This window comes from Agrobacterium sp. ES01 (assembly GCF_050320885.1).
In the GTDB taxonomy this organism is placed as follows: Bacteria; Pseudomonadota; Alphaproteobacteria; order Rhizobiales; family Rhizobiaceae; genus Allorhizobium.
The window spans coordinates 101,195-115,781 of the sequence record NZ_JBNQTH010000005.1; the positions used below are offsets into that span (position 1 = coordinate 101,195).

Here is a 14,587-nt window from a genome sequence, read left to right on the forward strand (position 1 = left end):
ATGAAGAAGGCACGGGACGGGGCGGTGTCTCAAAGGCGCAGTAAAGGGACACAAGCCCTGACACATCGCCTCGAACGGCTTCGCACAGGGGCGAAGCCACAACGACATGCGAATAAGCCGGACCGTGATGACGAGCAGCAGCCGAATGTTTCTCTCGATTGCGGCTGGGGTCGTCTTCTCTTTGCACAGACCTATTCTGACGAGGCCCTGCTGTCAGACCTGAGCAAGGAAGCACCCTCAAGCCGGGATATTGCCTTCTATGTGCGCGATCCGCATGTCCTGTTGTCCAAGGCGCCTCAGGAGATCTTTCTCGATCCGTCCCATACCTTTCGTCTCGATCTGTCCACATACCGGGCGTCCAGCCGCCGGACGAGCGGGATTACCATCCGCCGCCTGGCCACCGAAGCGGATGGCGAGGGTATCAACAAAGTGTATGCGGCTTGCGGCATGGTTCAGGTTCGACCGCATTTCTTCGCGTCGGACCGCGACAATCGTTCGATGACCTATTTTCTGGCGCAGGACGAGGCCACAGGCGAAATCGTTGGAACCGTCACGGGCATAGACCATCAGCGGCTGTTCAATGATCCGGAGCGCGGTGCGTCCCTGTGGTGCCTCGCCGTCCATCCGCAGGCGCGGCAGCCCGGGATCGGAGAGAAGCTTGTTCGCAAGCTGGCCGAGCACTTCCAGGCGCGTGGCCTTGCCTATGTCGACCTTTCCGTCATGCATGACAACGAACAGGCTATCCGGCTTTACGAAAAGCTGAACTTCCGCCGTATGCAGCTTTTCGCGATCAAGCGGAAGAATGCCATCAATGAAAAGTTCTTCGCCATGCCGCATCAGTCCTATGAGGCTTTGAACCCCTATGCCCGGCTGATCGTCGATGAGGCGACCCGGCGCGGAATCCATGTGGAAATCACCGATGCCGAGGGTGGCTTTTTCCGGCTCTCCCACGGAGGACGCTCGGTGCATTGCCGTGAAAGCCTGTCTGAACTGACCTCTGCTGTGGCGATGTCGATCTGCGACGACAAGGCGATCACGCGGCGGGTTGTAACTGCCGAGGGTCTGATCGTGCCAGAGCAGATGGAGGCGCGCGACGATCAGGATGCATTAAAGGCGTTCCTGAATGAGCACAAGAAACTCGTGGTGAAGCCTGCGCGCGGGGAACAGGGCAGAGGCATCTCGGTTGGTATCACCACCATTGAAGCGCTGAATGATGCTATTGCTGCGGCGCGTAAGGTGTGTGACCGCGTGCTTCTCGAAGCCTGTTTCGATGGCGAGGATCTGAGACTGGTGGTGATCGATTACAAGCTTGTGGCTGCTGCGGTCCGGCGTCCACCGCGTGTTGTTGGAGACGGCAAAAGCACGATTTCTGCCCTGATCGAAAAGCAGTCCCGTCGACGTGAGGCAGCGACGGGTGGCGAAAGCCGGATACCGATGGATGCCGAGACCGAACGCTGCCTCGCCGAACAGGATCTCAAGCTCGATACTGTGTTGGAAGAGGGAAGAGAAATCGTCGTTCGCAAGGCGGCCAACCTGCATACCGGCGGTTCGATCCATGACGTGACCGCGAGCGTTCATCCTATTCTTGCCGAGGCGGCTTGCAAGGCGGCGAAGGCGATCAACATTCCAGTCGTCGGTATCGATCTGATGGTACACGATCCGTCAGATCCGGACTATGTTTTCATTGAGGCCAATGAACGGCCGGGGCTTGCCAATCACGAGCCTCAGCCGACGGCCGAGAGCTTTATCGAGTTGCTGTTTCCAGGAAGCAGAACGGCGGCATGATATTCAGATTAGAAGACAGACTTCGGGGCAATTGAGCCCCGATCCATAGCTTCTCATATTCAGGGCCGTTTTTCATACTTTGCCATCGCCGGCTTTGCCGTAGCCGCCGCCGGTGGGGGTGATGATTGTGATCGTCTCGCCGGCTTCCAGTATGGTCTGGGCACAGCCGGGCAGAGTTTCGGTTTCTCCGCTCATTCGGCCAACGATATTCTGGCCGCATTGACCGGGCTCGCCATCCTTCAGTCCGAACGGAGCGACCTTTCTGTGACCTGACAGGACGGAGCAATCCATCTTTTCAAGGAAGCGGATCGTGCGACGTGTGCCGCTCCCGGCTGACCATTCGCCCTTTCCGCCCGATCCTGTGCGGATATGGAAATCATCGAGAACAACCGGATAGCGAAGTTCCAGAATTTCCGGATCCGTGAGGCGTGAATTTGTCATGTGGGTGTGAACTGCATCGGCTCCGCTGAAACCGGGACCGGCTGGAGCGCCGGAGCAGATGGTTTCATAATACTGATAGACATCATTGCCGAAGGTCAGATTGTTCATCGTACCTTGCGCGGACGACAGAGCCTCCAGCGCACCGAACAGGCAATTGGTCACTGCCTGGCTGACCTCGACATTGCCGGCAACAACAGCTGCGGGGTAGTGGGGCGACAACATGCTCTTTTCCGGCACAACAATCTCGATAGGTCTGAGGCAGCCGGCATTCATCGGGATCTTGCCGTCCACGATCATGCGAAACACGTAAAGCACGGCGGCGCGCGTGACGGGTTCCGGAGCATTGAAATTGTCATCGCGCTGACCGGAGGTCCCTGTGAAATCTACCTTTGCCGAACGTGCCTTACGGTTGACGGTGATCTTCACCTTGATGGCGCAGCCTTGATCCATCGGGTATTCGAAGGTGCAATCCTCGAGATTTTCAATCGCACGCCGGACGCTTTCCTCGGCATTATCCTGCACATGGCCCATATAGGCTCTGACAACATCCAGGCCAAAATCGGCGATTGCCTTGTTCATCTCTGATACGCCGCGATTGTTTGCAGCGATCTGCGCCTTCAAGTCCGCCACGTTCTGCGTGACATTGCGTACCGGATATCGCGCGCCGAGCAGCAGTTCCTTCAAGGATTTTTCCTGGAACGTCCCGCGGTCGACGAGCTTGAAATTGTCAATGTATACGCCTTCCTCCTCGATTGTGCGGGCATCCGGGGACATGGATCCTGGCGCAATGCCGCCGATATCGGCATGATGGCCACGGGATGCGATCCAGAACAGAACGTTTGCGCCATCCTCGTCAAACACAGGAGTGCAGACTGTAATGTCGGGAAGGTGCGTGCCGCCATTATAAGGCGCGTTGATGGCGAACACGTCACCTTGATGGAAGTGGTCATTATTGCGGATGATCGATTGTACGGAGCGATCCATCGAACCCAGATGCACCGGCATGTGCGGCGCATTGGCCACGAGCGATCCATCGGCGTCAAACACGGCGCAGGAGAAATCCAGCCTCTCCTTGATGTTGACCGAATATGCCGTGTTTTGCAGCGTGAGGCCCATTTGCTCGGCGATCGACATAAAGAGATTGTTGAAAATTTCCAGCATGACGGGATCTGCTTCAGTCCCGGCAGCCCGCCTGTCTGGTAGCGCGACGACTCGCTCTAGGACCAGATTGTCCTGCGCGGTCAGTTGTCCCTGCCAGCCGGGCTCGATGACAATGGTCTGGTTTGCTTCGATGAGAAGTGCCGGGCCGTCGATGCGACTGCCGGTCTGTACATCGGCGCGGCGATAGACTGCGGCATCCTGCCAGGCTCCTTCGGAGAAGAAACGCATCCGCCCGCTTTCGGTGGCGCCGGCATCAATGATCTCTCCCAGGTCAATTTTATCTGCCGGAGTCGCGCCACCAACAGCTTCAATGGAAATGGCCTCGACAACGAGATCCTTGGACTGGTCAATAAAGCCGAAACGCGATTTATGAGCCGTCTCAAATGCCGTCTTCATCGGACCGGGATCAGATTTAGCGATCTCGGTCTTATAGTCTGCTTCGGCGGCCAGCGTAGCAACAGGAACTTCGAGTGTTGTGTCGGTGCCAGCATAACGCACCAGAGCTGTCACTCTGACATCGATCTGGTGAGCCGCGATGCCTTGCGTTTTCAACTCATCGACTGCTTCCGCACACAGCGGTGCAGAGGTGCCAGCAATTCCGGCAATTGACTTTTCGAGGTTCTGCTCAATAGCGCCCTGCCGTAGCGAACGAACGTCGGCGAGGCCCATGCCATAGGCGGAAAGCAATCCGGAGAATGGATGGATCAGCACTTTCTTCATACCAAGTGCATCCGCGACAAGACATGCGTGCTGACCGCTTGCGCCACCAAAAGCATTGAGCGCATAGCGTGTCACATCGTAGCCGCGGGCAACTGAGATCTTTTTCACGGCTTCCGCCATATTGGCGACAGCGATCTGCAGGAAGCCTTCGGCCACGGCCTCCGGTGTTCGACCGTCGCCGATTTCTTTCGCCATATCGGCAAATGCCGACCGCACGGTTTCCATATCCAGGGGTTGATCCTGGTTGGGACCAAAGATCGCCGGAAAGAGATCCGGGTTTAGCTTGCCCGTCATCACATTAGCGTCTGTGACGGTCAGCGGGCCGCCGCGACGATAGCATTTGGGTCCAGGATTGGCGCCGGCGGAATCGGGGCCGACCGAGAAGCGGGCACCGTCAAAATGCAGGATCGATCCGCCACCGGCGGCAACAGTATGGATCTGCATCATGGGAGCACGGATACGAACACCTGCAACTTCCGTTTCAAACGCACGTTCGTATTCGCCAGCAAAATGGGCGACATCGGTAGATGTGCCGCCCATGTCAAATCCGATGACATGTGGGAAACCCGCCGCAATGCCGGTCTGGGCCAGTGCCACGACACCACCGGCAGGGCCAGACAGGATCGCATCCTTGCCCTGAAACAGGTCAGCAGATGTCAAACCGCCGGACGACATCATGAAGAGTAGCCGTGTGCCTGTTCTCTCCAGATCCAGCTCTTCGGCGACCTGACCCACATAGCGTCTGAGGACGGGAGAGAGATAGGCGTCTACGACCGTCGTGTCGCCGCGCCCGACAAATTTCACGAGGGGTGATATTTCGTGGCTGACGGAGACCTGTTCGAAGCGGAGATCGCGCGCAATCACAGCGGTTTTCTGCTCGTGTTCGGGATAGCGGTAGGCATGCATGAAGACGATGGATAGTGCGTCGTATCCCTCGGCCTTCAATGTCTTCAATTCAGCGAGCGTTGAATCGGAATCGAGCGCGATCTCGACTGTGCCATCGGCACGCACGCGTTCTTCCACCTCAACGACGCGGTCATAGAGCAGTTCGGGTTTTATAATGTTGCGGGCAAAGATATCGGCGCGGGCCTGGTAGCCGATGGCCAGAGCATCGCGAAAGCCCTTTGTCGTTACCAGCGCAACCTTGACGCCCTTGCGTTCCAGAAGGGCATTGGTGGCAACGGTTGTGCCCATGCGGACTTCGTTGATGAGACCTGAGGGGATGGGATCAGCATTGGCTAGTCCAAGAAGGGCGCGAATGCCGGCAACGGCGGCGTCCCGATAGGCTTCCGGGTTTTCCGAAAGCATCTTCTTCGCATGCAATCTGCCTTCGGGATCGCGGCCGATCACATCGGTGAATGTGCCGCCACGGTCGACCCAGAAATCCCAGTGATTGGCCATGTTCCGCCCCTTTTTCAGTTTGCTCGGCAAAGGAGCACGACACATATTCCGAGTGCAAGGACTTCCTCACGACCTCCATCGAAGGACGGTCGTGATATCGGTCAACATCGCAACGCAGCGACTGAACTGCGTTGCGGGTGGGTGTGTCCGGTTTAGCCAGCGCTGAAGTCGTAACCGGAAATGGCCTTGGATTCGAGAAATTCCTCGATACCCCAGATGCCACCCTCGCGTGCACGACCGGACTGCTTCACACCGCCAAAGAAGGCGCCAGCGCCGCGTGACTTACCGTTCATTTCGACCATGCCAGACTTCAGCTTGAGAGCCATACGATTGGCGCGGGCCGGATCGCTGGTCTGGACGTAATTGGTCAGGCCGTAAGGCGTGTCGTTGGCAATTTCGACCGCATGTTCTTCTGTATCGAACGGGATCATGGCCATGACAGGTCCAAAGATTTCTTCCTGTTCAATCGTCATTCCTGGTGTCACGTCAGCGAAGATCGTCGGCTTTACGTAGAAGCCACGGTTGAAGCCCTCCGGCAAACCGGTGCCACCGCAGGCAACACGGGCACCTTCGTCGATACCCTTCTGGATCAGACCCTGGATCTTCTCCCACTGCGACTTGTTGACGACCGGGCCGATATGATCACCCTTTTCGTGGGCGGGGCCAACCTTGATCGATTCCGCTACAGCCACGGCCTTCTCGACCGTCTGTTCATAGATGCTGCGCTCGACCAGCATGCGTGACGGCGCGTTGCAAGACTGCCCTGTGTTTTCCATCATGCGCTGGACCGAGCGTTCCACGGCGTTGTCGTCGGCATCTGCAAAGAGAACATTGGCACCCTTGCCACCGAGTTCCAGCATCACGCGCTTCAGCGTTTCGGCTGCGGCCTTGGAGATGGCCTTGCCAGCACGGGTGGAGCCGGTGAAGGAAATCATTTCGACGTCCTGATGTGTTGTCAGCTGCGAGCCGACGCCGACCCCATCACCATTCACCAGGTTGAAGACGCCTGCCGGCACGCCTGCGTCATGGCAGAATTCGGCAAACAGCATGGCGTTGAGAGGGGATTCCTCTGACGGCTTGAGCACACAAGTGCAGCCGGCCAACATAGCCGGGATCGCCTTTAGTGCGATCTGGTTGACGGGCCAGTTCCACGGCGTAATCAATCCAACAACACCGATTGGCTCCATGGCGATTGCCGCACCGGGAGCATGATCGCCGAGCGGACGAATCCATTCGATCTGCTCGAACGCAGTCAGGAAGTTTTCTGTATGCCAAGGAAGGCAAGGTGCCTGTTCAGCGAGGGAGAAGTCGATTGGCGCGCCCATCTCCATGGAAATGGCTTCGGCATATTCCTGCTTACGCTTTTCGTACTGTTCGAGAATGCCCTTGACGACGCGCGCACGCTCCTTGGGCGGCGTTGCTGCCCATGCGGGAAAAGCAGCCTTTGCGGCGGCAACTGCGGCATCTGTATCGGCCTGGTCACCCAGCGAAATGATCGCACATGGTTCCTCGTTCGATGGGTTGATGACTTCGCAATCGCGAGGTGCTGCTGGCGCAACCCATGCGCCGTTAATGTAGAAATCACGCTTGATGATCATTGGAATTCCCTGGTCAGCTTTCATTGTCAGGCTGGAGCGATGGCCTCTTTGCACATGTTATTCGGGCTTCGATCCAATCGATATTGCCGTTGCGACAATAGGCCGGAGGCAGTGTCGCAATCAACCGCATGCGCATGCCAGAGTGGCGTGATCTTCATGTGGTGACTAGTTGGGACTCTGCCAGAGGCCGTATGCGTCTTTTTCCAGGATCGGAGTGGAAAAACAGCCTTCGACCCGGTCTTCCCACCCAGCATAAGGATCTGTCTTATGCTCGCGCCAGCGACTGGATTGCAGCATCGCAGCGCCGATGACGATGGGCCTGATGGCAAGGGTATCGAGAAGCGCCAGGGCGGCCATGATCGACCTGCCACTCGAAATGACATCGTCGATCAACGCCACCCGACGACCTTCGATTAGCGGCAGCATACGTGGGTCGATATAGAGGCGCTTGAGTTGTTCGGGCGTTGTCACCGAAGACAGCGGGACCGAGAGGTTCTCGTCATACCAGAATTTGCGCGAGGTCCCGAGCGGCACATAACGCAGATGACCCAGCTTGCGGGCGACCTCCGATGCCAGAGTAAGCCCAAGAGTGGGCAGACCGATAACGATATCAGGGCAGTGCTTAGACAGACGTTCCGCCAGATCACCAGCAAGGGCATCGACTACTGAAAAACTGGCCTGATTGATGATCAGAGATGCGAAGGCATGCTGGCCATCGGCAAGCGGTCGAATGGGCAGCCTGATCTGTCGGCCGTCCCCGAGCGTTGCCGGAAAAAACTGTTCATGGCCCTGATCCACCCGAAATGAGTTTGGCGGATAGACTTCCTGCCAGACGTCCTGGGGCTGCATTGGCAATTCCTTTTCCTCAGACGTCTGCTGCAAGTTCGCGTTCGACCAGGCGGGTCCAGAAGCGGACGCCGAAACCGATTGCGTCGTCGTTGAAATCATAGGCAGTGTTGTGGTGGAGTGCGCCGTCACGGGCAGGGCCGTTGCCGAGCCACACGTAGCAGCCAGGGGCCTTGTCGGCAAAGAAAGCGAAATCATCTCCCGCTGTGGAGGGCGGGAAGGAGGTTCTGACTTTATCGCCGAAAACGTCGCGGGCGACCGCAAGGGCGCGCGCCGTCGCATCCGGATCGTTGATCACAGGCGGAATTCGGCGGATGTATTTATAATCCGCTTGAATGCCGAACATTGCGGCTGTGCCTTCAGCAACTCGGCCAATTTCCTTTTCGAGCTGGTCTCGAACGTCCTTTGAATAGGCGCGCGCCGTTCCACCGATTTCCACGATGTCAGGGATCACGTTCAGGGCTTTCGAGTCGCCAGCCTGCACGGAACAGGCACTGACGACGGCTGGCTGTAGCGGATCGACAACACGGCCAACGATGCTTTGTAGCGACGACAGGAATGTGCCGGCGGCGGTAATCGGATCTCGACCGAGATGGGGCTTGGCGCCGTGGGTTCCTGTACCCCGCAGGGTGACGAGCCAACTGTCCGATGAGGCCAGTTGTGGTCCTTCAACGACTGCGATTTCATCCGTATCGAGGCCGGGCATGTTATGCAGGCCATAGACCGCATCGCAGGCGAAGCGATCGAACAGGCCGTCTTCCACCATGCGCTTGGCGCCGCCTCGGCCCTCTTCTGCCGGCTGGAAGATGAAGTGAACCGTGCCCGAAAAATTGCGGCTCTTGGCCAATGCGCGCGCAGCCCCCAGAAGCAATGTCGTATGCCCGTCATGACCACAGGCGTGCATTTTTCCGGGTACTGTCGACTTGTAGGGCCGGTCCACCGTCTCGGGCATGGCCAGGGCATCCATATCTGCGCGCAGGCCGATGGTTCGCGTGCCGTTGCCAACCTGCAAGGTGCCGACGACGCCAGTTTCACCGAATCCGCGATGGACTGCAATGCCTGCCTCTTCCAACAGGCGGGCAACGATACCGCTCGTGCGCGTTTCCTCAAATCCGAGTTCGGGGTGCGCGTGAAGGTCACGGCGCAATTCGGTCAGGAACGGGATGTCGTCTTCAAGTGGATCGGTCATGGGTCCTTCGTATGGATCGTCAGGTAATAATTTCCAGAACGGGTGACGCAAGCAGTTTGCCGGCGGAGACATCGGCAATGCCGAGGTCGGTTTGATGCGGTCCTGCGTTGCAGGCCAGCGTTGCACCGAAGCAGGCCTTGAAGACGAGATAAGGTGGTTGCCATTCTACCACCTTATCCATGGCATCGCGCAACGCGGAAAAGTCGCTTGCAACATTGCTGAGGGGGCGTTCGGACACGAGCCCCGAAACTGGCAAGGCGACGACCGCCAGTACTTTTCCACCGGATGCCACCGCCATGCCGCCGCCCGCTGCTATTACGGCATTTGCCGCAGCAGCCATATCTTCGGGATTGCCACCGAAGATGGTAAGGTTGTGGCTGTCATGAGACACACTGGTTGCAAAGGCACCGGTCCAACTGCCCCACTCCCGCAAAAAACCAACTCGGGGAGTTGCATCGGTTAATCCATGTCGGTGTGCGACTGCGATCAGCGTGGCCCCTTCTGGCGGATTGATGAAACCATCTGTGACATCTGTCTCGGCTTCACCCCATCGGGTAAAGCGCGGCCTGTCAATCGTGGCGACGCGTACGCGTTTGGCATCGGACCGCAGCCGAAAGTCGTCGGGAGCGAGTGTTCGCAGTTTCATGGAGGCTTTGAAGGCATCGGCAGTCGATGGTATTGACGGTCTCTGCATTTGGCCGTTTACGCTGGCCGTTTCGCCATTTGCGATAACCAGTTGCGCTCGAAAGTCAGTCAAGTCCTCGAAAACCACGATATCGGCGCGTCGGCCGGCAGCGAGCAATCCGATATCGTTTCGGCCCAGTCTGCGGGCTCCGTTCAGCGTAGCTGCCTGCAGCGCCCATTCGGGCTTCAAGCCGTAGCGGACGAGACGGCGTACCACGTCGTCCAGTCCACCGCCTTTTAGCAGGTCATCGGGAAATACGTCGTCCGTGCATAGCGTGACCGATTGCGGGAGATGCCCCAACGCGCTCAACGCTTCAACGAAATCTGGCAGCAGGTGATCATGCGAGCCGCGCAGCTCGATGGTCAGGCCGGCGCGCAGTTTTTCCATCAGGTCAGCGGCAGATGTCAGTTCGTGATCGGAGGATATGCCAGCCGCCATGAAGGCTTGAAGATCAGCGCCGGTCAGACCGCGCGCATGGCCGCAGACCATTTTTTCGGCACGCAATCCGGCATTGACAATGCCGCTCATGCGCGGTTTTCCGTCAATGACGTCGCGCATGTTCATGACTTCGGCAATGCCTCCGACCTCAGGTCTTGCCAGCAGCGACGCAACGGTTCTGGCCTCGAAATCAGCGCCTGCCTGTTCCAGACCCGGTGCCGAGGGCACGCAGGATGGGGCAAGAATGACGAAGCGGAGCGGCAAGTCGCGCGTTGCGTCTATGGCAAATTCCACGCCGTCTATGCCATGGACGTTGCCGAATTCATGGGGATCCCAGACGACAGTCGTGACGCCTCTGGGCACGACCGCATCTGCATAGGTCGCAGGCGTTACCATCGAGCTTTCGACATGCATATGGGTGTCAATGAAACCGGGGCATAGATAGCCGCCTTTGACATCCAATATCTCACGCGCATCATTTCGGCTGGCGGGTGCATGAACGGAAGCAATCAGGGCGCCAACGATGCCGATGTCTGCAGCCCGGATTTCACCCGTCACCATGTCAACCAGCCTGCCATTGACAAGCAGGCGATCAAAGGGAGCTGCGCCGCGCGCAGCCGCCACGGCGCGTAACCGCAAAGCCGGATCGGCAAGGTCGAGGGGCTGGTCGGTCTGTGTGCTCATCGTTTGCTGGCCTCCCACAGCAAAGCGTCCATGACGACGTTCTTCACGCCAACCGCTTCGCAGTCGGCAGCGAATTCGGCATTGAAGGTACCGTGGGTTTGCCGCGTCTCGACAACGGTTCTTCCGCGGGTGAGGCCGCCTGCGCATTCCATATCGATACGCGCGGATTGGAATGTGACAAGGTCCTGCCTGACGAAGGCTGCAGCCGCTGCCGGATCGTAGAGCGCCATCGCTGAACGCCCGCGACTGGTTGCAATCGCGATGAAGCCTGCGAGCATATCGGCGATCAGGCCGGCATTAGTGCCACCTGCATCGCGGATGGGTAACACCTCCGAGGGGCCTGCCAGTACCCTGCGGCAAAAATCGAGATCGACCATGCGCAGAGGCAGGTTGTGAGACAGGACGATTGCCACGGCTTCTGGGTCTGCAAAGGCATTGAACTCTGCAGAGGCGGTATGATTTCCGCGGGTGAGCCCTCCGCCCATCCAGGTCAGATCATCGATGCGCGCAGCCAGATCGGGGCGTGCCAGGACAACGGCCGCCAGATTTGTCAACGGGCCCAATGCCAGGATGCGGCGCGGTGCAGGGGCGGTTTCCAACCAATGACACATGGCCGTGAATGCATCGCTAGGGGGATGTTCGTCTGCATCGGGTAATGTCAGTCCGGCGGTCGGAATGCCGCTATCTCCGAGGATCATCTGTGCCGTTTCGATCTGTCCCATAACGGGCATCTCTCTCCCGCCATGGATTGGGACTGTCCAGCCGAAGGCTTTTGCCGCGCCAGCTGCATTGCGACGGACCTGATCGAGGGGTGTATTTCCAAATACAAGCGATATGCCGTCTATGGGCAGGTCCGCATGCATCACCACCAGAATGGCGGCGATGTCATCGAAGCCCATATCAGTATCAATCCAGACTCCCATCACAGATCACCCGAACCGGTTCAGGGGTGCTGCGTGATCGACCGGCAGATCGAATCCAACGGATGCTCCAAGCTGATATGCAGGCTGAGCGGCATCTGTCTCTGCCTTGACCAGTCCAACCGGGGTCTCAAGCACATATTCCCGGGTGCTGCCAGCGAAGGAAACGCCGCGCACGATACCCGTAAAAGGACCTGAACCCAACGGAATCGCACGCGGCCGCCAGGCAAGGCCCGCCGCCGCCGGCAGCCTGGCGGAATTCGTTATCTCGCCTTTATCTGTCACGAGTTTGCCGTTGTGGATGGCGAAGATATTTTCAAAACCGACGAAATCGGCAACAAAGCTGGAGGCCGGTTGATTGTAGATCTCCTCCGGCGTGCCAATCTGCTCGATTGCTCCATCGCGCATGACGACAATCCTGTCTGCGAGTGCCAGGGCCTCGACCTGATCGTGGGTGACGAAAATCATTGTCACACCGCTTTCCTTTTGCACTCGCTGCAGCTCGGTGCGCATTTCCAGACGCAGGCGCGCGTCGAGGTTGGACAGTGGCTCGTCCAGCATCAACACCTTGGGTTCCATGACCATGGAGCGGGCAAGGGCGACGCGCTGTTGTTGTCCACCGGATAGTTCGGGCGTCTTGCGGCTGGAGAATTTCGACAGGCCGACCGATTTCAATGCGGCGTCGACCTTTCTATTCAACGCGTCCCCGCTCATGCCCTTCAGCTTCAGGCCAAAGGCGACATTTTCGAAGACGCTCAAATGGGGGAAGAGTGCGTAGGACTGGAAAACCAGACCAACTTCCCGGCGGTTGGCAGGTATGCGCGTGATATCCTTGCCATCAAGCGTGATGCGACCGCTTCGCACCGGCATGAGACCGGCGATGGAACGCATCGTTGTCGTCTTGCCGCAGCCTGACGGACCGAGCAAAGCCAGCAGTTCACCCTTGCGGATATTGAGATCGAGATCCTTGACGGCTGTCGTTTTGCCATAGGCCAGCGTGAGCTTGTCGAGGGAAAGGAAAATTGCATCAGACATAGCGGGAGAACCCCAGAAAACGTTCGGCGGCAAAGACAATGCCGATGGAAAGGAAAGCGAGCAAAGATGACAGTGCGGCGATGGACGGATCGAATACGATCTCCATGTAACCGAGCATGTCGATCGGCAGTGTACGGACACCTGGACCGGACAAGAACAGCGACACAGGCACCTGATTGAAGCTGGTGACAAAGCCAAGGATGAAGGCCGACAGGATGCCGCCGCGGATATTGGGCAGCACGACGCGGAAGAATGCACCAAGGCGGGATGAGCCGAGCAAGACAGCCGCTTCTTCCATATCAGAGCGCAGATTGCCAAGGCTTGCAGAGACTACGCGCACCGCATAGGGCAGCACCAGTGCGGTATGGGCAAGAAACAGCGCGAGCGTAATGGACAGCCCGACCGGGATCACAAAGTAGCGCAGCAGCGCCAGACCGACGATGATGCCGGGAACGATAATCGGCATCGATACCATGAAGCGCACGGTCTCTGCACCCGGCAGCTTGTAGCGTGACATTGCGTAAGATGCCGGGATGCCCATCAGGAGGGCCGTGAAGGTGCCCCCAATGGCCAGAAACATGGATACGGCGAAACTCTGTCGGAAACTCTCGACCGTGAAGACTTTCACGATCCACTTGAAGGAGAAACCCTGCGGCGGAAAGGCCAGCGTGTCGCCCGCCGAAAAGGACGCAGCCACAATAATGAGGAAGGGGCCAATCAGAAATATCAGCACGAGAAACAGGGTGAGGGGGGCGAACAGTCTTTGCATCATGTCTTGTTCCTCGCCGTTGCAATGCGTCGCAGCAGAATGTTTGCGGCAAAGCTCATGACGATCAGAATGAAGGCGATTACGCTGGCAGCGACGAAATTGTTGGTCACGGTGACCTGCTGGTAAAGCAGGGTTTCGAGCATGAGAACCTTGGAGCCGCCCAGAATGGCGGGCGTGATATAGGCTGTCATCGATCCGGTGAAGACGAGCGTGCCGCCGACCACGAGCCCCTCACGGGTGAGCGGCAGAATGACCTTCCAGAACACCTGGAACCAATTGGCACCCAGCACACGGGCTGCTGGAACAGCATCCTTTGGCAGGTTTTCAAGCGCACTGATCAGGGAAATGACCATCAATGGGAGGAAGAGTTGCAGGAGGCCGATGAAGACTGCAGTTTCAGTAAACAGGATTCTGACCGGCTCATCCGTCAATCCGATTGCCATCATTGCCTGATTGATGATCCCCGTGCGTCCCAGGATCACGATCCAGGCATAGGTTCGGGCAACGGGGGATATCATCAGAGGAAGAACGACAAGGCCGATCATCTTACCCTTGCTGCCCGGAGGCAGCGAAACGATCGCATAGGCCGTTGCATAACCGATAATGGCGGCTGCCAGGGTGACCAAAAAGCCCAGCTTGAGCGTACGCAGGAAGACGGTTCGGTTGAGCGGTTGCGAAAAAAAGTCGACATAGGCAGAAATGGTCCAGCTATCGGCCGTGCGGAAGCCTTCCGAGAGAAGGAGCGCAACAGGCACGAGAAAGACGATGGCTGCGAAGACCGCGGCTGGTAGGGCGAGCGCCATCGCTTCTGCCCGGTTCTGAAACATGTCGTCTCATCCTCTTGGAAAACTGTTGATCAGGGTGCGGCAGAAGACCGAAGTCTTGCCGCCGCACCCTTGAGCCTTGGGAGGCATT

10 protein-coding genes are annotated in these 14,587 nt (G+C 58.0%); 1 reads left to right on the plus strand and 9 read right to left on the minus strand.

The annotated features are described in order from the left end of the window. Positions 1 to 1,785: an N-acetylglutaminylglutamine synthetase gene (ngg, locus tag ACQQ2Q_RS15785; protein ID WP_428188069.1), complete on the plus strand. Its 1,785-nt coding sequence runs from the start codon at positions 1 to 3 to the stop codon at positions 1,783 to 1,785. Positions 1,786 to 1,857: 72 nt separating this feature from the next. On the opposite strand, the gene ACQQ2Q_RS15790 is transcribed toward ngg, so the two are convergent. The 9 genes from ACQQ2Q_RS15790 to ACQQ2Q_RS15830 all read right to left on the minus strand — a co-directional run bounded on the left by ACQQ2Q_RS15790 (position 1,858) and on the right by ACQQ2Q_RS15830 (position 14,499). After that, positions 1,858 to 5,508, minus strand: a complete 3,651-nt coding sequence (locus ACQQ2Q_RS15790) for a hydantoinase B/oxoprolinase family protein (RefSeq protein WP_428188070.1) — start codon at positions 5,506 to 5,508, stop codon at positions 1,858 to 1,860. 152 nt (positions 5,509 to 5,660) lie between these two features. Further along, a complete protein-coding gene (locus ACQQ2Q_RS15795; RefSeq protein ID WP_428188071.1) occupies positions 5,661 to 7,106 on the minus strand; it encodes an aldehyde dehydrogenase family protein in 1,446 nt (481 codons plus the stop codon). A gap of 165 nt (positions 7,107 to 7,271) precedes the next feature. After that, positions 7,272 to 7,955, minus strand: a complete 684-nt coding sequence (locus ACQQ2Q_RS15800) for a phosphoribosyltransferase (protein WP_428188072.1) — start codon at positions 7,953 to 7,955, stop codon at positions 7,272 to 7,274. A gap of 16 nt (positions 7,956 to 7,971) precedes the next feature. Further along, positions 7,972 to 9,141, minus strand: coding sequence for a M20 aminoacylase family protein (locus ACQQ2Q_RS15805; protein ID WP_428188073.1), 1,170 nt, complete (start codon positions 9,139 to 9,141; stop codon positions 7,972 to 7,974). Positions 9,142 to 9,160: 19 nt separating this feature from the next. After that, positions 9,161 to 10,948, minus strand: a complete 1,788-nt coding sequence (locus ACQQ2Q_RS15810; RefSeq protein ID WP_428188074.1) for an adenine deaminase — start codon at positions 10,946 to 10,948, stop codon at positions 9,161 to 9,163. Further along, a complete protein-coding gene (locus ACQQ2Q_RS15815) occupies positions 10,945 to 11,871 on the minus strand; it encodes a nucleoside hydrolase (RefSeq protein ID WP_428188075.1) in 927 nt (308 codons plus the stop codon). Before ACQQ2Q_RS15815 ends, ACQQ2Q_RS15810 begins: the two co-directional genes overlap by 4 nt. A 6-nt stretch (positions 11,872 to 11,877) precedes the next feature. Further along, positions 11,878 to 12,903: an ABC transporter ATP-binding protein gene (locus ACQQ2Q_RS15820; protein ID WP_428188076.1), complete on the minus strand. Its 1,026-nt coding sequence runs from the start codon at positions 12,901 to 12,903 to the stop codon at positions 11,878 to 11,880. Next, positions 12,896 to 13,675 carry an ABC transporter permease gene (locus tag ACQQ2Q_RS15825; RefSeq protein ID WP_428188077.1) on the minus strand — a complete coding sequence of 260 codons (780 nt, stop codon included), beginning with the start codon at positions 13,673 to 13,675 and terminating at the stop codon, positions 12,896 to 12,898. The genes ACQQ2Q_RS15820 and ACQQ2Q_RS15825 overlap by 8 nt, the downstream gene beginning before the upstream one ends. Then, positions 13,672 to 14,499 (minus strand): ABC transporter permease, encoded by an 828-nt coding sequence (locus ACQQ2Q_RS15830; RefSeq protein ID WP_428188078.1) that lies wholly within the window; start codon positions 14,497 to 14,499, stop codon positions 13,672 to 13,674. Before ACQQ2Q_RS15830 ends, ACQQ2Q_RS15825 begins: the two co-directional genes overlap by 4 nt. Between the last annotated feature and the right edge of the window lie 88 nt (positions 14,500 to 14,587).